The sequence below is a fragment of the Acinetobacter gandensis genome, from assembly GCF_001678755.1.
In the GTDB taxonomy this organism is placed as follows: Bacteria; Pseudomonadota; Gammaproteobacteria; order Pseudomonadales; family Moraxellaceae; genus Acinetobacter; species Acinetobacter gandensis.
This window is the reverse complement of the sequence record NZ_LZDS01000005.1, coordinates 99,486-119,329: the sequence shown is the minus strand read 5'-3', so window position 1 is coordinate 119,329 and position 19,844 is coordinate 99,486. Positions and strand designations below refer to the sequence as shown.

General features: G+C 38.9%; 13 protein-coding genes and 1 tRNA gene. All 14 read left to right on the top strand.

Annotated features, from left to right (window positions below):
* On the top strand, positions 1–7,585 hold a 7,585-nt coding region (locus tag A9J31_RS03590; RefSeq protein WP_155857595.1), incomplete at its 5' end, for an Ig-like domain-containing protein.
* Between the two features lie 71 nt (positions 7,586–7,656).
* The gene (locus tag A9J31_RS03585; protein WP_067762592.1) at positions 7,657–8,040 is read left to right on the top strand and encodes a hypothetical protein; all 384 of its coding nucleotides are present in this window, start codon (positions 7,657–7,659) and stop codon (positions 8,038–8,040) included.
* Positions 8,041–8,175: 135 nt separating this feature from the next.
* Entirely contained in the window at positions 8,176–9,597 is a 1,422-nt protein-coding gene (cysS, locus tag A9J31_RS03580; RefSeq protein WP_067762591.1) for a cysteine--tRNA ligase, read from the top strand.
* Positions 9,598–9,659: 62 nt separating this feature from the next.
* Positions 9,660–9,735: transfer RNA gene (locus A9J31_RS03575), tRNA-Gly, on the top strand.
* Between the two features lie 206 nt (positions 9,736–9,941).
* On the top strand, positions 9,942–10,919 hold the full coding sequence (locus tag A9J31_RS03570; RefSeq protein WP_067762590.1) for a KpsF/GutQ family sugar-phosphate isomerase: 978 nt from the start codon (positions 9,942–9,944) through the stop codon (positions 10,917–10,919).
* A 4-nt stretch (positions 10,920–10,923) separates the two neighbouring features.
* Positions 10,924–11,463, top strand: a complete 540-nt coding sequence (locus A9J31_RS03565) for a KdsC family phosphatase (RefSeq protein WP_067762589.1) — start codon at positions 10,924–10,926, stop codon at positions 11,461–11,463.
* Between the two features lie 37 nt (positions 11,464–11,500).
* Entirely contained in the window at positions 11,501–12,043 is a 543-nt protein-coding gene (gene lptC / locus A9J31_RS03560; protein ID WP_067762588.1) for an LPS export ABC transporter periplasmic protein LptC, read from the top strand.
* Complete coding sequence (gene lptA / locus A9J31_RS03555) at positions 12,033–12,599, top strand: lipopolysaccharide transport periplasmic protein LptA (protein ID WP_067762587.1); 567 nt, start codon at positions 12,033–12,035, stop codon at positions 12,597–12,599. The genes lptC and lptA overlap by 11 nt, the downstream gene beginning before the upstream one ends.
* On the top strand, positions 12,599–13,342 hold the full coding sequence (gene lptB / locus A9J31_RS03550) for an LPS export ABC transporter ATP-binding protein (RefSeq protein ID WP_067762586.1): 744 nt from the start codon (positions 12,599–12,601) through the stop codon (positions 13,340–13,342). The genes lptA and lptB overlap by 1 nt, the downstream gene beginning before the upstream one ends.
* A gap of 226 nt (positions 13,343–13,568) precedes the next feature.
* Positions 13,569–15,041, top strand: coding sequence for a TolC family outer membrane protein (locus tag A9J31_RS03545; protein WP_245668202.1), 1,473 nt, complete (start codon positions 13,569–13,571; stop codon positions 15,039–15,041).
* Positions 15,038–17,170 carry a type I secretion system permease/ATPase gene (locus A9J31_RS03540; RefSeq protein WP_067762584.1) on the top strand — a complete coding sequence of 711 codons (2,133 nt, stop codon included), beginning with the start codon at positions 15,038–15,040 and terminating at the stop codon, positions 17,168–17,170. The genes A9J31_RS03545 and A9J31_RS03540 overlap by 4 nt, the downstream gene beginning before the upstream one ends.
* A gap of 3 nt (positions 17,171–17,173) precedes the next feature.
* Complete coding sequence (locus tag A9J31_RS03535; protein ID WP_067762583.1) at positions 17,174–18,364, top strand: HlyD family type I secretion periplasmic adaptor subunit; 1,191 nt, start codon at positions 17,174–17,176, stop codon at positions 18,362–18,364.
* A 100-nt stretch (positions 18,365–18,464) separates the two neighbouring features.
* Positions 18,465–19,052, top strand: coding sequence for an IMPACT family protein (locus A9J31_RS03530; protein WP_067762597.1), 588 nt, complete (start codon positions 18,465–18,467; stop codon positions 19,050–19,052).
* A 66-nt stretch (positions 19,053–19,118) separates the two neighbouring features.
* Positions 19,119–19,736 (top strand): acyltransferase, encoded by a 618-nt coding sequence (locus A9J31_RS03525; protein ID WP_067762582.1) that lies wholly within the window; start codon positions 19,119–19,121, stop codon positions 19,734–19,736.
* Positions 19,737–19,844: the final 108 nt, after the last annotated feature.

The window sequence follows — 19,844 nt, the reverse complement described above, 5'->3', positions numbered from 1 at the left end:
GTATGAACTTGCTGTTGAGAATGGCTTTATTGGTACGGTTCAAGATTGGCTTGCGTCATTAAAAGGTGAGCAAGGTAATGCAGGTCAAAATGGTACCAATGGAACTGATGGTAAATCAGCGTTTGACCTCTACCAAGAAGCAGCTCAACAAGCGCAAGATGCAGCAGTTAAAAAAGCACAAGAAGATGCAGTAGCACAAGGTCTAGATCAAGCAGGTATTGATCAAGCGGTTGCCGATGCGATTACAGACAATCCTGTGTATGACACGATTGACGTATGGTTAGGTTCACTACAAGGTCAAAACGGCACTGACGGTCAAGATGGTGTTGATGGTAAATCTGCGTACGAGCTTGCTATTGATAAAGGCTATAAAGGCACAGAAGAAGAATGGCTCACATCATTGGTTGGCAAGAATGGTATCAACGGTACGAAAGGTGAAGACGGTCAATCTGCTTATGCGCTTGCGGTTGAGAAAGGTTATAAAGGTACAGAGGAAGCATGGCTGACTTCGCTAGTCGGCAAGAACGGTACGAATGGTATCAATGGTCTTGAAGGCAAGTCGGCATACGATGTTGCTGTTGATAATGGCTTTGTGGGAACTGAAACCCAATGGCTACTTTCACTTATAGGTAAAAGTGGTGCCCAAGGTACAACAGGCTTATCAGCGTACGATTTGGCAATAAAAGATGGCTTTGTGGGTGACTTGACTCAATGGTTGCAGTCATTAAAAGGCCTGAATGGTAAATCAGCATACGAAATTGCTGTTGATAAAGGCTATAAAGGCACAGAAGCAGAATGGCTTGAATCACTGAAAGGTGAAGATGGTCAGTCAGCATATGAACTTGCGGTTGAAAAAGGCTTTAATGGTACAGAAGATGAATGGCTTGAATCACTGAAAGGAAATACTGGAAATGGTGATACTACAGCCCCAGATTTAGCAAAAGTTTTAATCAATAACGCCGATGAATTGAGTGGTACTGCTGAGGCTAATTCAACAGTTGTATTGACTGTGGATGGTAAAAAATACACGACTCTAGCAGATGCAGAAGGCCAATGGTCATTTGGTGAAAATCCTCTAGCAGGTACTGGTATTGGTATTGGTATTATTCAAGTAAAAGATAATGCTGGTAATACGAGTGAACCATCATTAATTCAAATTGGTTCAGCTAATATTATTGGTGCTATTAAAGTTGCGGATGATATTTCAGCAGAAACTTCAGTACAGTTAGTCTATGACTTAACGAAGTTTGATGACTCAGGTGAATTGATTAATGTAGCTGAATGGTTAAAACTTCCTGAAAATAGTGCAGCATTTGATGCATTTAAAGCATATGCCAAAGAACAAAACTTGGATGTTTCAGCTCTACAATCTTCAGAAGAAATTCAGAAATGGATGTCAAATGGTGCTCAAGCATCATTAAAAGATACAGTAATCAACGATAACGAATTAGGTAGAGATGGAGCTACAAAAGTCAAGATTGAGTTAGGTCAAGATGCCAAAGTGGGTGATAAGTTAATTATCAACGGTATTCCTTATGTGATAAATACTGCAGATAAAGCAGCGGGTGAGTTGATTGTTGAGGTTCCAGTCCGTGAGGGTAGAAATGTAGTTATCGTAACTGCTGAAAATTCGTCTGGTCAAAAGCAAACTGTGAATGGTGAAATCTTAGTTGATACAAAAGTTGATTTGGTTTCTATCAATCAAGTAACGACATCGGAATCAGATGAAAATCAAATTTTTGCAGAAGACACCATTTTAAATGCGCTAGAAAATGGAAAATTAACATTATCTGGTCAAGCGGAAGCGAATTCTACCTTAGTTATCACTTTACAAGATGGTTCAGCTCAGCCTTGGTATTCTGACGTTATTCAGGTTGATGCTGACGGAAATTGGACTGTTGAAATTCCTAAAAATGTAGTGTCAAGTTTGCCAGATGGTGTTGTACCACTAGAAGTTTCTGTGACTGATGCCTATGGGAACACCGCGACTTTACAGAATGCAGATCTGTCAATTGATCGTGTTGCTCCAAAAATTCAACTCGAAATTAATGAAAATCATGAAGTAGTGATTACAAGTGACGAAGACATTTATCTTGTGAAAGATGGAAAACTTATACTTGTTACAGCAGATGATTGGATTAATGGATTGTTAAATAGCTCCGTGCCTGGTCAATTTGAAATCAAAAATGATCAGATTATCTTTGTACCTGAAGCGGGTGCATATGAAGCTGGTCAATTAATTACAATTGGTTTGGATGCGGCTAAAGTCACGGATGTAGCGGGTAATTCAAACGTTAAAGTTATGGATTCAACCCCGCCAACTGTTGATATTACCGTTAAAGATACAGTTCTTAACGCTGGTGAAACTACTGTAGTTACCTTTACTTTCTCTGAGCGAGTGACTGGTTTCGATTTATCTGACGTTGTTGTAAAAGATGGAGAACTAAGTAACTTAGTTCAAAGCTTAACAAATCCATTGATTTACACTGCTACATTCACACCTGCTGCTGAAGACAATTTGGCAGTTGCTTTTGAAGTTAAATCAGAGAGTTATACAGGTCTTACAAGTGGAAAAGCTGGTTTAGCAAGTAAGTTGGGTGATGAAAATCAACCTGCGATTAGTGGTGATACATTAGATATTAAAGTTACTTTGGTTGAAGATACTGGTAGCTCTGATGCAGATGGAATTACAGCTAATTCAAAAATTAATGTTGAAGTATTGGAAAAACATAATTGGCGATATAGTCAGGATGAAGGGAAAACATGGTCTGATTGGTTGGATAATCAGACAACAAGTTTTGATTTAATTGGTGATCAACAATATGCAATTGGTCAGGTTGTTGTTGAGCAAAAAGGTACGGATGGACTAACTCATACAGCAATTCTTGATCAAACAGTTAGATTGGATACTAAAGCTCCAGAAGTCACGATCACAGGGTTAAGTGATAATTTAACTAATCTAACTACCGCTCAAGTCAAAGCTGGTTTCACTATAAAAGGTACAGCTGAACCTAAATCTGAAGTTGAAGTGATTGTATTCTTGGGTGGAAAATCTCATACGAGTATTCTACAAACCAATGATAAAGGTGAGTGGCAATATGAGGTCCCAAAACAAGAAGGACTTGATTTGGAGCATTTAAATGTTGTGATTCATGCTAGTGCTACTGATATTGCTGGTAATACTGGTTATGCTGAAAAGAAAGTTATTCTTGTAGAAAATACTGCTTCGGATGCTCAGGATACAATTAATGTAATTGCCGAGGATGACATCATTAATGGTGATGAAGCTACCTCTGGTGTAAGTATTACTGGTAGGGCAAATGCAGGTACATTGGATTATAAGTATGCAGTTGTATACGCAAAAGATTCACAAGGTAAACGTATTGAATCTTCTGCAATTGATTTGGAGAGTATTAGATCAGATACATGGAACAAGTCTTTAAGTAAAGACCAGGTTGAAAGCCTCAAAGGACAGGGAAGCTCGTTTGAATTTGTTCTATATGATGATCGTAGTGGTTTGGGTACAAAAGCTGTTCCTTATACTTATGCTAATGAAGTTGCAGCACGTCCATTTGAAATTGATTTATCAACAGTACCTGTGAATGCACTTGTTAATGGTAAGCAATCATTAGAAAGTGGCGGTGTATTGTTAAATGACTTATATCCAACATGGTCAAATGATGGAACAACTGCTGAACCTAATGCGTTAATTGAGATTTTCGTAGATGGTGAACTTTATGGCTCTACTTTTGTAAATGCTGAAGGCGAATGGTCAATTCAAGCAGCTAAACCATTAACTAAGGGGCCAAATCAATCTCCTGATGGTGAATATAATATAAAGCTAGTTGTGACTGATTTAGCGGATAACAAGCAGACGACAACGCATACAGTTGTACTTGATACAGTGCCACCAACATTAACATTAGATCCTATTTCTGAAGATGATGTCATTACATCACTTGATTTAAAAACTGGTCTAAAAGTCAGTGGTACAAGTGATGCAGAACCAGGTCAGTCGATTACTCTTCACTTCGTTGATAATAAAGGTGAAAAACAAGTAATTGTTGCTAATCCAGCAATTATTGTGGATGAAAATGATCAATGGAGCTATACATTTACAGCTGAGCAATTGGCAGGCTTACCTTATGAGCAAGGCTTTAAGCTCGAAGCGTCTGTTAAAGATAAGGCTGGCAATGAGACCTTGATTCAATCGAATCATGTTCAGTTCCAAAATAACCAAATTGTAGATTTTGATGAAGCTGAATTGGTTGATCAACAGGGTGAGCCAGTAATGCTATCAAAAGAAGGAACTTTTGCAATTAGCGAAGGGCTTGCGTTAACGCTTTCAGCACCAGCAAAACCTGTCTATGTACAGGGTGAGTTAGTAACTTGGTCGGGTGATGCAACACAAAAGTTAATTGGCTCTGTAGATGGTCGTAATATTGTTGAAATTACGATTGATGAGACAGGCAAATACACTGTGAAGTTACTTGGTGCGGTAGACCATGATTCATCAACTGATGAACAATTTAACTTTGATGTGCGTGTGGACTTTATTGATCAGGCTACTAATGAAACGACATCTAAATTTATTACTGTTGATATCAAAGATGATGTTCCAACCGTTTCGGAAACGACATCTGTCAAATTGACCAACGACTATAATGTAGAAGGTCAAATTAAACTTGATTATGGTAGTGATGGAGGTTTCATTGAAACTTTAGAGATTGCTGGAGCAATTTTTAAATTTGATCCAGAAAGTAACACTTTAGTTCAACAACAGCCTTCTGCTGAGGTGGTGAACTATACATATAATTACCAAGGTTTGGATAATGGAGAGCTTGTTGTCGCAACCGCTAGTGGTGAAACTATTGTATTGAATTTAGTCACAGGTGTTTATCAATACAATGTATTGCCAATGTCTGAATCGCTGAAAGCGAATATTGATGCTCAGAACCAACCTAGCGCCTCTTTAGGTGGATCGGGTAGTTTACTAGGTGCTGTTGGATTAAATGTTGCTGGTCTTTTAGCTTTTGAAAGTGATCAACTATACAGCGTCAGTGGTACAGGTTTCCAACATGTGAAAGTAAGCATGGGTGGATTAGATGTGGGTAACATACTAGGCGGTCTTCTCACAGGTGAATTGGTAAGCTTTACCTACAACCAACAGTTGGCACAAGAGTTTGGTTATATTGTGCGTTTGGATACAAATTTACTTACTCGCCATTTAACAATTGAAGCACGTGACGGTTCTATTCTTGATGCCTTTAAAGTCAACCAATTATTATCAACGGTAAGTGTTGGTGGTGGTTTGAGTGGTACGGTGGATTTAAATGTATTACCGACAGGTTCAATTGAATTAAGTAACTTTAAAACAGACTCTAATGGCAATCGTATTGCGATTACAAAAGGTCTAGGTGACGATAAGACTGTAGTAGGTTATGAAATTAACGATCCAGTTTATAAAACACCTGCAAAAGTTGAATTGGCTGATGTTGGATTACTGACTGAACTCTTATCAGGTGAAAAAGCGAACACTACACAAGTTGACCAAGTCGGCATGAATTCGACCTTGATCGTGAAAAACTCACAAGTATCGAACAAACTGTATGGTTTAGACGGCGATGATACTTTGATTGGTGGCCTAGCAGCAGATCTACTTTATGGTGGTCGTGGTAACGATACATTAAATGGTGGTGCAGGTAATGATGTACTCGTCGGTGGCCAAGGTAATGATATTCTGACTGGCGGTGACGGTGCAGATACCTTCCGTTGGGAGAAAGATAATCAACGTAATGGTCTAAAAGCAGCACATGATGTGATCACAGACTTTGATCTACGTCCTTTTGCAGCGGGTGGTGATGCGCTTGATCTATCAGATATGCTGATTGGCGCAAGTCGTATCGGATTTAATGCTGGCAATCTAGCCAACTATTTACATTTTGTATATGACAAAGAGACGGGTAATACCACGATCTATGTAAGTACAAAAGGTGAGTTCATTGGTGGATTTAATGCAGTCACGGACTTTGCAAAAGCAGATCAATTAATTGAACTTGAGAACACAAACTTGACCAGTCCTAACCATAATAATTTGGACTCTGATTTTGAAATCATTTCATGGTTAGTACAACAAGGTAAGTTGGTCACAGATGTTACGGCTTCTACTTCAACAAAGACGTCAACTGATATTAAAGTAACCGTGACGGACTTTGATGGTGATAAAGCGACCTCTGATAGTGGTCAAAACTCCTTAAGCTTTGATCGCAGTGAGCTTGTTACTAACGTCACATACGATCCAAATAATGTTGCACCCTTAGTTTTCGGTAAGGATACAAGTTTACTTGGATTAATTTCTCTTGAAGCATTGCAATTGATTGAGCTGAGCGAACAAGATATTTATGTCTTTGATGTAAATAATAATTTGAAGTCGGTTGATATTCGTTTTGATCAGGCAATTGCAGTCAATGTAACGAATCCAGAGTTCTATTGGTCTAAGGCATTAGAACAAGAGTTAGGTTTGAAAGTTGAAGTGATATATAGCGAAGGTTTACTCGGATTAGTTGGTAAATCAACAACCTTAAGAATTACTAAACCGATTAATGATATGAACCAAGCGATTAGTAATGATGTGATTAATCAGTTCCTTGCTCAGGTTCAGTTCGGTGCACGTAAATCAGAAAATGGTGATGACGATTTAGGTATTGTCACAGGTGAATTGTTGTCATTAGATGTGTTAAATGCACTAACGATTACAGCGACAGACCTTCAAAATACATCAACGACGACGACATTAAGTAATTTACTTGATTTGAATCTGATTAATAGTAATGGCGGTCTCAATGGTAATGTGAATTTTGTTGAAGATAAGGGCAGCAACGTCATTGATGAACAAACTTCAACAAAATCTTTACTTGTCTATGGTTATGGTGGAGACGATACCATCGAAACAGGTGCTGGTCATGACATCATCTATGCAGGTACTGGTAATGACACTGTAACAGCTGGTGCAGGTCATGACATTATCTATGGCGATGATGGTTCTGACAAACTCTATGGTGAAGAGGGCAATGATTTCATTTATGGCGGCGCTGGGGATGATCAAATTCATGGCGGTCTAGGTCATAATACTTACCATGGCGGTGAAGGTAATGACCACTTCTACTCAGAGTTGGGTGCAGGTCGAGACACTGTAATCTACGATGTGTTAGAAACTGCTACAAATGATGCTGTGGGTGGTCACAGTCTAGATACGTGGTCAGGCTTTGTCGTTGGCAATATTACACATAATGCTGATGCAGATGTCCTTGATATCTCAAGTTTATTAACTGGATTTGAACGTGATCAATTTGAATATCTACTAGAAACAGAAGATAGTTCAGATAAAGCTCTAAGCTATTTAGGTGAGTTTATTTCAGTGAGAGTTGAAGGTAATAGTACTCAAATCAGTATTGATCGTGATGGTGCGGAATATACAAAAGATGGTGTGGTTTTTGGTCAATCATCTATGAAGCACCTCGTTACCCTAGAGGACACCAAAACTGATTTATTAACGTTACTGCAAAACAATCAAATCATCTATTAATCCCTATCACTTGGAAGCAGCTTCGGCTGCTTTCCGTATGGTTTTATCATTTATTTTTGAGATTTATTTATATGAAAAAAGCAGTATTGATGGGGATTGGTGGACTCTTAGTGAGTTTAAACACCTACGCAAATTCTGATTTATACGGTCGATATGCGCTAGATTGTAGTAAAGAAAAAGCCCATAACTTATCGTATGTCGTGGGTGAAAAAAGTATTATTCGTTTAATTTCGGCTAAGCAAAAGCATGCGGATTTTAAGATGGAGCAGCTTGCGCCAAAAGAATATCAGGATTACCAATATTTAGTTACGCGAAAGTACGATGGATTTAAAGTTGAGTTCTATCAAAAAGATCTCAAAAACTTTGCGCATATAAAAAGTACAAGTTTAATCAATATCTTTGGTCCAAAAACTCAAGAGTTACTTGTGCAATGTCCAGTTGAAATAGTGAAATAAAATAAAAAGGCCAGCAAATGCTGGCCTTTTTATTATTAGATCAAAATATAGAAATAAAACACTTCTGAAAACTTTATGAATAATAATGCTTAGGTTAAGATGAACCATCCTTTTATTGAAGTCTTTTGAACAGCTATGCAATCTTTTGTTCTTTATAACTCTGAGCAACGTAAAAAAGTAGAATTCGTACCTCGAAAAGAAGGGCATATCGATTTGTATGTTTGCGGAATGACTGTATATGACTACTGTCATATTGGGCATGCGCGTACTGTTATTGCATTTGACTACATTATTCGTTTTTTACGTAGCCAGGGTTGGCAGGTAAAATATGTTCGTAACATCACAGATGTAGATGACAAGATTATTAAACGTGCCAATGAAAATGGTGAAAAGATTTCAGATCTTACGAGCCGTTTTATTGATGCAATGAATGAGGATTTTGCAAAATTAGGTTGTTTGGAACCAGATGCTTCACCGAAAGCAACGGATCATATTGATCAAATGCAAAATATGATTGGTACGTTGGTGGATAATGGAACAGCATATCCTGCAAACAATGGTGATGTGTATTTTGAAGTTGAAAAATTTGCAAAATATGGTCGTCTTTCGGGTCGTAAACTTGAAGACATGCAAGCCGGTGCATCAGAACGTGTAGATGTTGAAGTAGAAAAGAAACATCCATTTGACTTTGTACTTTGGAAACATGCCAAAGAAAATGAACCGTCTTGGGCTTCACCATGGGGCAATGGTCGTCCGGGTTGGCATATTGAATGTTCAGCAATGTCCACTTGCTGCTTAGGCAACCACTTCGATATTCATGGTGGTGGTGCAGATTTAAGCTTCCCACATCATGAGAATGAAATTGCACAATCAGAAGCAGCAACAGGTGAGCAGTATGTAAACTACTGGATGCATGCAGGTTTCATTAATGTAGACGGTGAAAAAATGTCGAAATCACTCGGCAACTTCTTCACGATTCGCGATGTCATAGAAAAATTCCATCCAGAAGTTGTACGCTACTTTATTGTATCGTCTCACTACCGCAGCCCTGTGAACTATTCTGATGTTGCTCTCAAAGAAGCTAAAAACACACTTTCACGTTTCTACCATTCTTTTAAAGCATATCAACAAGCGTATGGTGAAGTGTCGACGCAACAGTTTGACGACGCACTGGTTGAAAAATTCAATGCTGCAATGCGAGATGATTTCAATACACCTGAAGCAATTGCGATTTTGTTTGAAATCAATAAAGAACTCAATCGTGCGGTAAAAGAGGAAAATGCAGAGCAGGCGGGTATTTATTATTCAACGCTACGTCACTTGACCAATATCCTAGGTTTAGTGCAATACAACGTTGATGAGTTTTTAAAATCGGATATTGGTCAAGAAACGTTGGGTTTAACTGAAGAACAAATTGAAGATTTGATTCAACAGCGTAAAGATGCCAAAAAAGCCAAAGAATTTGCGAAAGCAGATGAAATCCGTCAGTCTTTACTAGATCAGGGTGTTGTTCTAGAAGATACACGTCAAGGTACAATTTGGCGTCGTGCTGATTAAATAGACAAATAAAATTATAGAGAGTTGACAGTTGTGTGAATTTCTCTATAATTCACCTCATTGCGGGAATAGCTCAGTTGGTAGAGCATAACCTTGCCAAGGTTGGGGTCGGGAGTTCGAGTCTCCTTTCCCGCTCCAGAATACGAAAAAATCCTTATCGAAAGATAAGGATTTTTTTTGTCTAAAAAATTGAAAAATTACAATAAACATTACATTTCGCAGCAATATTTTGAAACGTAGAACTTTGTTAGTTATGCTAAAATGTCTAAAAATATTCTGAAATCCTATTAAAGGTTAACTCGTTGGCGAGTTAGTAAGGTGTAAAGGTTTTGAATCCACAAAATATGCCGAATCAAATCGATTTTCAAAAAGTTGCATTAGAAACTTTACGTATCGAAGAACATGCACTACAGGTATTAGCGACTCAAATTGATGAGCGTTTTGATCGTGCATGCGAATACATTTTAAAATGTCGTGGTCGTTTAGTGATTACAGGCATGGGTAAATCAGGCCATATTGGTCGTAAAATGGCTGCTACATTTGCCTCAACTGGCACGCCCTCCTTCTTTATGCATCCTGGTGAAGCAGGTCATGGGGACTTGGGGATGTTGGTCAGTGGTGATGTGCTCATTGCAATTTCGAACTCTGGGAAGAGCGATGAAATTATGATGTTAATGCCATTAATCAAACATCTTGAGATTCCACTTATTACCATTAGTGGTGATGATAAAGGCCCGATGCCACAAAATGCTGATGTAGCATTGACGCTTGGAAATATTCAAGAAGCTTGCCCATTAGGTTTAGCACCGACCTCAAGTACGACAGCAACGCTTGCTTTGGGTGATGCATTGGCAGTGGCTTTATTAGATGCTCGTGGCTTTACATCGGATGACTTTGCTCGATCTCATCCAGCGGGTGCCTTGGGTAAACGCTTATTACTGCATGTAAAACATTTAATGCACACAGGTGAAGATTTACCAAAAGTTTCACCAGATACACCAATGAACAAAGTTCTGTACGAAATTTCGAACAAACGTCTTGGCTTAACCACAGTTGTTGATGAGCAGGATCGATTATTGGGTATTTTTACTGATGGTGATTTGCGTCGTTTAATTGATAAGCAGCAAGGCTTTGATGTAAACATGCACGTGTCTGATGTAATGATTCAAAATCCATTGACCATTTCACAAGATGCTCGTGCAGTACATGCGTTAGAACGTATGAATGAAAAGAAAATTACACAATTTGTTGTAGTTGATGAAGCCAATAAAGTCATTGGTATTATCAGCATGCATGATCTGATTCAAGCTGGGGTAAATTAATTAAATGGCATCATATGTTTTGCTAGAACAAGCGCGTCACATTGAAGCATTGGTATTAGATGTAGATGGTATTTTAAGTGATGGTTTTGTTACATTGACCAATACAGGCGATGAAATTAAATCATTTGATATTCGTGATGGACTAGGTATGAAACTGGTTCAAAAAGCGGGTATTAAAGTTATCATCATTACAGGTCGTAAGAGCAATATCGTTGATAAGCGCATGTCAGACCTTGGTGTTGATTTGGTTTTTCAAGGTCGCGAAGACAAAGGCGTTGCTTTAAAAGAAGCGTGTGCTCAGTTTGGTATTGATCCTTCAGATTGTTTGTATATGGGTGATGATTGGCCTGATCTTTCAGCTTTTGCGATTGCGGGGATGAAAGTCACTGTACCAAATGGTCATTTAGAAGTGCGTCGTCGTGCAGATCTGGTAACTCAAGCTATGGGTGGTCGTGGTGCAGTACGTGAAATTTGCGACATGTTGTTGGTATCTAAAGGGGTATACCAGGAACTACTTGAAAAATATGCAAGTGCACCTTATTAATAAACTATGATGCCGTCACTGGATTGAATCTCCGCTTATGGATACTAAAGTTTTATACGTTACGGCAGTGGTTATTGCCGCAATAAGTGGCGGTTACTACTACTTCGGTGGTAAAGGTAACAAGCTTCAAGCAGACTCGTCTAAAAGTATGACGTATTCTGCTGAAAATATTGTGATCACCCAAACTGATGAATTAGGCAAATTGCATATTCGTGCTCAGGTCGATCGTCTTGAGCAAGATTTGCAGAAACAAACCTCACACTTGGTAAATCTGAAAGCCTCTGCATATAAAGATGGTGCGGTAGATGCAACATTCTTTGCAAAACAAGCAAATGGCACAGATGACAATAAAAAAGTTGTACTCAGTGAGCAAGTCGTGGCGACTAAATTGATGAATCAAGGGCAAATGGAGTTTCATACCGATGAACTTACTGCATTTCCTGATACTCGTGAACTTGAGACGAATAAACCTGTTACTGTGATTTCGCCACAAGCTGAATTTACTAGCCAAGGTTTAAAAGCCAATTTGAATGACGGTCAATACGAATTTTTTAATATTCGAGGAAAGTATGAACCATAATCTTAATCGAAACACTCCTAAAACTTTCCTAAAACGCGCAGCGCTACTCGGTTCACTGGCGTTATGCTCGGTTGCGGCATTTGCTTTACCTTCTGACCGTAATCAACCCATTTCATTGGTTGCGGATCGTGCAACATTCAATGAAAAAACAGGCATCACGACCTACACTGGTAACGTGATCATTGAACAGGGCACGATGAAGCTACAAGCAAATTCAATTGTTGCAAACCTGAACAGTAAAAAAGAAATTAGTACGATCACAGCGACAGGTGGCCCTGCACATTTCCAACAAAAAACTGATCCAGCTAAAGGCCCAGCTAAAGGTCAGGCTCAAAAAATTATCTATAATGCTGAAACCGGCATCATCACTATGACTGGTAATGCATTGCTTCAACAAGATGGTGCGAGTATTCGTGGTAATTCATTGAAATACAGTATGAATAAGGGTGATATTGTTGCTGAAGGTACTCCGAATAAATCGGGTTCATCGACAGGTCGTGTACAAATTGTCATTCCACCATCAAGCACTAAATCCTTCCCAGGAGCGCGTGATTAATGGAGCAAAATCAGCAAGTACAAACGCTGTGCATTAAGCATTTAGCAAAAAACTATAGTAAGCGCTGGGTGGTAAAGGATGTGTCCTTTAGTATGCAGAGTGGTCAAATTGTTGGATTACTCGGTCCCAATGGTGCAGGTAAAACCACGAGTTTCTATATGGTGGTCGGTCTGGTTCGAATGGATAAAGGTGAAATTCATCTTGATGACCTAGATCTATCAGATTTAGCGATGCATGAACGTGCACGTAAAGGGATCGGTTATTTACCGCAAGAAGCATCGATTTTCAGAAAGCTTACGATTTCTGAAAATATCATGTCAATTTTGGAAACACGTAAAGATTTAAATAAGCAACAACGTCAGCAACGACTTGCTGAACTACTTGCCGATTTTAAAATTACCCATATTAAAGATTCATTAGGTATGAGTGTTTCAGGTGGTGAACGTCGTCGTGCTGAGATTGCGCGTGCCTTAGCGGCAGATCCTAAGTTTATGCTACTAGATGAGCCTTTTGCAGGTGTTGACCCAATTTCTGTGGGCGATATCAAAGATATTATCCGTACACTGAAAGATCGTGGTATTGGGGTATTGATTACTGATCATAATGTGCGTGAAACACTCGCAATTTGTGAGCATGCTTATATTGTAAGTGAAGGTGCTGTAATTGCAGAAGGCACACCTGATGAGGTGTTAGCTGATGAAACGGTGCGTAAAGTCTATTTAGGCGATGACTTTGTTGTATGATAAATATCATTATAAAAAGATGAATTTTCCTGTTGAATGCGCTAGTTTCATTCAACAGGTTTATGTTATTGTCTAATGTGACAAAAACTGACCATTTAATCTAAAAAATTAACAATAAATCAGTATACTCTAACTAAAAATACGACTTGCTTACATCATGCAATTACGAAAGATAACGAACCCGAAAAAAGGGTTGAAGCGACCAAATAAATACGCCTTTGTTTGTATGTTATTACTACCTTTTTCGATTAGTTTGGTGCATGCAGCAGAAGTTGATAATGCGAAAAAGCATAAAACGCTGCAAGAAAGCCTTGATAAAATCTTTTTACCAAAACCCAAACGGTCTATAGACAAAATAGATGTCACTGAATTAAGTAAGTTCAACCTAGACACAACACGTGTTGCAGAATTACCAGCAGTTTCATACGGTCAGAAAATACAGGGTAGTTACAATCCGAATACAGTTGCTAAAAATTTAAGCTTCGTTGATGCGATTCACATTGCAGTTCAACGCCGTCCTGAAATCACACAAAGTATTGCTGCAGTTGGATCTCAAAGTGCAAATGTAGATGTTGCAAATGCTGCGTATTATCCACAAATTTCAGGTGGACTTGGCACAGCAGACTTAACCAAAGGTGAGCGTGGTCGACAGTTATTTTCATTGAATGCGACTCAAATGCTTTATGATTTTGGTAAGACACGTAGCTTAGTTGATATTGAGGAAGCCAAAACTTTACAAGAACAAGCAAATGTTTTGGTTAATTTAGATGAAGTCTCGCTTGAAGTTGCGAATGCAATAATTAATATAAAACGTTATCAAGAAATCACCAAAATTGCCAACCAACAGATTGCCGGTGTAAGTCGAATTGCTGAAATTGCAAATTTGCGTGCAAAAGCAGGGATTAGTAGTCAGGCGGATCCAATCCAAGCGCAATCTAATTTAGAAGCAGCAGAGTCAAATTTAATTGTGCAAGAAACACAGTTAAAACAATATCAGCAGCGTCTGCGTACATTATTGGGTTTTGATGTATCAAATATTAATTGGGTTATTCCAGACCGAATTTTAACTGCTGCTGAATTGTATAAAGATCCTGATTTTAAAATGATCCCAAGTATGATGCAGGCGCAAGCAGGCGTTGAAGTCGCAAAATTACAAAAGCAGCAATCTAAACTGAGTGCTTATCCAACCATTAATGTAAAAGGCAGTTTAAGTCAGGCAGTTAATGGGCGTAATCCAAATAATAATGAAGATGATGGTCTTTATAGCTCTATCATGTTGGAAGCGACCAGTAATCTCTATCAAGGTGGGGCCGTTGCTGCGCAAACACGTGCTGCAAGTTATGCTGAAGAAGCTGCAAAGGCACAAGTGAATACAGTGTATCTGGATGTAGTAGATCAGGTACGTTTAATTCGCGAACAAATTGAAAATAAAAAGCGTCAAATGTCTGTACTGGTACAAAGACGTGAAACAACGGTTCGCACAAAAGAGCTTTATCAAGAGCAATATAAATTAGGGACACGTACAGTTGTTGACCTATTAAATGCGGAACAAGCTATTCATAGTGCAGCTCAAGAAATTGTGTCATCGCAATACGATATTTACGCTTCACTTGCTCAATATATTCAAGTGACAGGACGTTCACGAGATATTTATGAACTTAATAATATGTCTATTCAGGGGTTTGAAGTCCAGCCATGAGTAATACCATAGATTATCAGCCTTGGCTTCAAGCGGTATTGAATATTGCCAAGCACTATCGAATTGAACCTTCTGAAGAGCGTATTCGCCTACAACTGGATTGGAATCAACATAATAATGCTGATGAACTTGTTCAAGTGATGGCGCGCCAAATTGGTTTAAGTGTTCGTAAGAATAAATACGATATTAATTTACTAAATCCATGGCGCTTGCCGGTACTGGTTGAATTTGTCAGTGGTGAAGTGGGTGTTGTAGAACGTATTGATGTAGATGGCAATGCCAGCGTACAACTCAGTGGCGATGAAGGTTTATCACAAGTTTTTTCACTCGATCGTTTAGCAAATGGCGTACGTAATATTTATATCTTGCGTCCTGAATCTTCAGTGCCAGATGCTCGTGTCGATGAATACATCAAACCCTTTGAAAAAAATTGGTTTTGGTCCATTGTTCTGAAAGATTGGAAGCGTTACATCGATATTATGTTTGCCTCTTTAATGGCAAATATTTTGGCGCTGGCTACTATTTTATTTTCGATGAATGTTTATGACCGAGTGATTCCATCACAGTCAGTGCCGACACTTTGGGTACTGGCAGGTGGTGTACTCATTGCAGCTATTTTTGAATTTACGCTGCGTGTTTCACGTATTTATTTATCGGATATTATTGGTAAACGTGCAGATTTAAAAATTTCTGACCGTGTATTTGGGCATGCACTTCGCATTAAAAATAGTGAACGTTCAAAATCAACAGGTACATTCATTTCTCAAATTCGTGAGCTTGAAGGCGTTCGTGAAATGGTGACCTCCACCACGGTCACAGCAATTGCTGATCTACCATTTTTCTTTTTGTTCTTATTCATATTCTGGCTGATTGGCGGCAACCTGTTTTGGGTAATGTTGTTGGTTGTGCCACTGATGATTATTCCTGGTATTTTGGCACAAAAGCCTTTAGCGAAATTGGCACAAATGGGGATGCGAGAATCTTCAATTCGTAATGCATTATTGGTTGAATCTGTACAAGGTATGGAAGATATCAAGTTATTACGTGCTGAATCACGCTTTCAAAATCAGTGGAATCACATGAATGAAGTGTCTGCTGATGTCAGTATGCGTCAACGTAAAATTGTTGGTTTGATGTCTGCTTGGACACAAAAAATACAAGGTTTAACCTTTGCCATAGTTGTATTGGTCGGTTGTTTCGCAGTAATGAAAGGTGAAATGACCACTGGTGCTTTGGTAGCCTGCTCAATTCTATCCTCGCGTATGTTAGCGCCAATTTCCGCACTAGCTGGGGTACTGGGTCGTTTACAACAAGCGAAAGTGGCAAAAGCAGGCTTAGATGAGTTGATGAAAAAGCCTGTGGATCAGCCTGATTATTCGCACTTAATTCATAAGCCTGTTATTAGTGGTGATTATGAATTGAATGGCGTGTCATTCAAATATGGTGAAGATGATCCACGTCCAAGTTTAATCATTCCAAAACTTGAAATTAAAGCTGGTGAGAAAATTGCAATTTTAGGGCGTAATGGAGCAGGTAAATCGACCCTGTTACAGCTCTTATCAGGCATGCAAACACCAGTACAAGGCAAAATTAAACTTGACGGTATTGAGCTGGCATTAATTGATCCAGCCGATGTCCGCCGTGATATGGGCTTACTGAATCAAAATGCACAATTATTTTATGGTTCAATTCGTGAAAATTTAACTTTAGGTGCACCACTTGCGACAGATGAGCAGCTCATTGATGTGCTTAAAATCACGGGCGCGTTAAGTTTTGTACAAGAGAAAAAAGAAGGTTTAGACCACATTATTTTAGAAGGTGGTGTAGGTTTCTCTGGGGGGCAGCGTCAAGCATTACTCCTAGCACGTTTGTTAATTCGTCAACCGAATATCTTGTTATTGGATGAACCGACCGCTGCGATTGATGATGTATCTGAAAAACAATTAATTGATCATCTCAAAGGCTATTTACAAAATCGTACCATGATTGTTGCAACACATCGTCGCGCTGTATTGGAACTTGTTGACCGTATTATTGTGGTGAATGAAGGTAAAATTGTGATGGATGGGCCTCGTGATCAGATTTTGAATCAAAATCAGGGTGCACCTAAACGTGCAACAGGGGCATAAGTCATGAGCGATAATAAGCAAGAAGTAAAACGTTCAAATGCTGTCAGTTTTAAAGAACCACCATTACCAAAAACGAGTTTGATTATTTGGATTATAACCATTGGTTTGGCAGTACTTTTAATTTGGGCATGGTTATTCAAATTAGAAGAAGTTTCAACGGGTACAGGTAAAGTAATTCCTTCATCTAAAGAGCAGATCATTCAATCTTTAGAAGGCGGTATTTTAACCAAATTAAATGTGAAGGAAGGCCAAATTGTTGAGCAAGGGCAAGTCCTTGCGCAATTAGACCCAACACGTTTTGAATCGAATGTGGCAGAGACTGAGTCACTACTGGTGGCAGCTCGTGCGACAGCAGCGCGTCTTCGTGCAGAAGTGAATGGGACTGCTTTAAAATTTCCCAATGATGTGTTAAAAATTCCTACATTAGTGAACGAAGAAACAGCACTATATCATTCACGTCGTGCAAATTTGGATGAATCACTATCAGGTCTAAAACAAGCCCTGGTACTTGTACAACAAGAATTGGCGATGACTGAGCCTTTGGTGGCAAAAGGTGCAGCGAGTGAAGTTGAAGTTTTACGCTTAAAGCGTTCAGCCAATGATTTGCAAAATCAAATGAATGACGTACGTAACCAGTACTATGTCAAATCTCGCGAAGAGCTTTCTAAGGCGAATATGGATATTGAATCACAACAGCAAGTGGTTCGTGGTAAATCTGATACGCTCAGTCGTACTGTTTTTAAATCACCAGTCCGTGGTGTTGTTAAAGAAATTGATGTTATGACTTTAGGCGGGGTGATTCCTCAAAATGGTAAGTTAATGACTATCGTGCCTTTAGATGAGCAGCTTTTAGTTGAAGCACGTATTTCGCCACGCGACATCGCTTTTATCCGTCCAGGGCAAGAGGCTTTGGTTAAGATTACTGCTTATGACTATTCAATCTATGGTGGTTTAAAAGGAAAAGTGACGGTAATTTCGCCTGATACCTTACGTGATGAAGTTAAACAAGATCAGTTTTACTATCGTGTGTATATTCGGACAGATAGTGATAAGTTGACCAATAAAGAAGGTAAGGACTTTAGTATCACGCCTGGTATGGTCGCAACAGTCGATATCCGTACAGGTTCGAAAACAGTACTTGAATATCTGGTTAAACCGTTTAACAAAGCCAGCGAAGCTTTGCGTGAACGATAATGTAATAGTTGTTTAAAAAGCCTCCTCTATGGAGGCTTTTTTTATCGGTAAGTCTTTCAAAATAGATATAATCATTGTTCCACTTAGTTCGAATGAAGATATGGCATTTACACTTTCTACACAGGTTTGTTTTGAAGAGGACATTAAGAAAAGTCGTTTTCAGGCGATAGCTGTCCCTGTAGAAAATGAACAGGCTGTTAAAGACTTTTTAGAAGCGAACCGTGATATCTCCACAACCCATCAATGTTGGGCATGGAAAATTGGTCATACTGTACGCTTCAATGATGATGGTGAACCTTCAGGAACAGCAGGGCGACCAATTTTAGCAACAATAGAAGGCAATGATTTAACCAATGTGCTGGTTTTGGTAAATCGTTGGTATGGCGGCGTTAAGTTAGGTACAGGTGGATTAGTCCGTGCTTATGGTGGCTGTGCAGGTCAATGTTTAATGCTTGCTGAAAAAATTGAGTTAATTGAAAAGAAAAAAGTGCAGTTTAGTTGTCAATTTAATGAGTGGGCAATTATTCAATATGACTTAAATCAACAAAAAATAGAATTTCAAGAAGAATATACTGCGACAGGCGTAGATATTGAAGCAGCGCTACAGGTTCATCAGATCGAACCACTTGCAATTAAACTTCAAGATGTGAGTAGAGGGCGCGAGCAGTTAAAAATAGTGGATGAATAATGTATTCATTTCTCTTGTGAGGCAATTTGTCTCAAACAACCAACCAAATAATTGAGATTAAACTAGATGACTGAGCAAGACCCACTACTGAAATATCGTGAACAGCATAAACATCGCTTGAATTACATGCCATGGTTGTATCGGTCGTTGAAACCAAAAAATAGAGTATGGGCCGAAGCTTGGCAAAAAGAATATCAAGAATATCTTATGTCGATGGAAACCGTTGAAATTGGTGAGAACTGTTTCATTTCACCGCTCGCTCATATATTTGCTGAGCCAGGTCGAAAGATTAAAATTGGTGATAATACGTTTATTGCAGCAGATTGCACATTGCATGGGCCGCTTGAAATAGGCAGTGAAGTAGCGATAAATCATCACTGTATACTGGATGGTGGCCGAGTCGGAATTAAGCTACACGACCAAGTACGAATTGCTGCCTATTGCCATCTGTATGCTTTTGATCACGGCATGGATACAGATATGCCAATTTACCAACAAGCTGTACGCTCACAAGGAATCGAAATTGAACGTGATGTCTGGTTAGGTGCACATGTTGGCATAAAGGATGGTGTACACATAGCAGAACAAGCAATTGTTGGTATGAATAGTATGGTGACGAAGCATGTCGAAAAACGTGCGATTGTGGCAGGGAATCCAGCTAAATTTATTCGATATCGAGATTAAAGCCATACATTTGTGCAAAAAATGGCTTTTAAACTTACACAAATGTATGCATCACGAAACAGAGTTGTGATAAGTTAAAAATAACAAACAACTTTTATAGCCAAGCAA

What these genes read in the sequence shown, in the direction of transcription:
- A9J31_RS03565 (WP_067762589.1), top strand. Translation starts at nt 10,924, where the DNA reads ATGGCATCATATGTTTTGCTAGAACAAGCGCGTCACATTGAAGCATTG.
- A9J31_RS03530 (WP_067762597.1), top strand. Translation starts at nt 18,465, where the DNA reads ATGGCATTTACACTTTCTACACAGGTTTGTTTTGAAGAGGACATTAAG.
- A9J31_RS03545 (WP_245668202.1), top strand. Translation starts at nt 13,569, where the DNA reads ATGTTATTACTACCTTTTTCGATTAGTTTGGTGCATGCAGCAGAAGTT.
- A9J31_RS03540 (WP_067762584.1), top strand. Translation starts at nt 15,038, where the DNA reads ATGAGTAATACCATAGATTATCAGCCTTGGCTTCAAGCGGTATTGAAT.
- A9J31_RS03535 (WP_067762583.1), top strand. Translation starts at nt 17,174, where the DNA reads ATGAGCGATAATAAGCAAGAAGTAAAACGTTCAAATGCTGTCAGTTTT.
- lptB (WP_067762586.1), top strand. Translation starts at nt 12,599, where the DNA reads ATGGAGCAAAATCAGCAAGTACAAACGCTGTGCATTAAGCATTTAGCA.
- A9J31_RS03570 (WP_067762590.1), top strand. Translation starts at nt 9,942, where the DNA reads ATGCCGAATCAAATCGATTTTCAAAAAGTTGCATTAGAAACTTTACGT.
- cysS (WP_067762591.1), top strand. Translation starts at nt 8,176, where the DNA reads ATGCAATCTTTTGTTCTTTATAACTCTGAGCAACGTAAAAAAGTAGAA.
- lptC (WP_067762588.1), top strand. Translation starts at nt 11,501, where the DNA reads ATGGATACTAAAGTTTTATACGTTACGGCAGTGGTTATTGCCGCAATA.
- A9J31_RS03525 (WP_067762582.1), top strand. Translation starts at nt 19,119, where the DNA reads ATGACTGAGCAAGACCCACTACTGAAATATCGTGAACAGCATAAACAT.
- A9J31_RS03585 (WP_067762592.1), top strand. Translation starts at nt 7,657, where the DNA reads ATGAAAAAAGCAGTATTGATGGGGATTGGTGGACTCTTAGTGAGTTTA.
- lptA (WP_067762587.1), top strand. Translation starts at nt 12,033, where the DNA reads ATGAACCATAATCTTAATCGAAACACTCCTAAAACTTTCCTAAAACGC.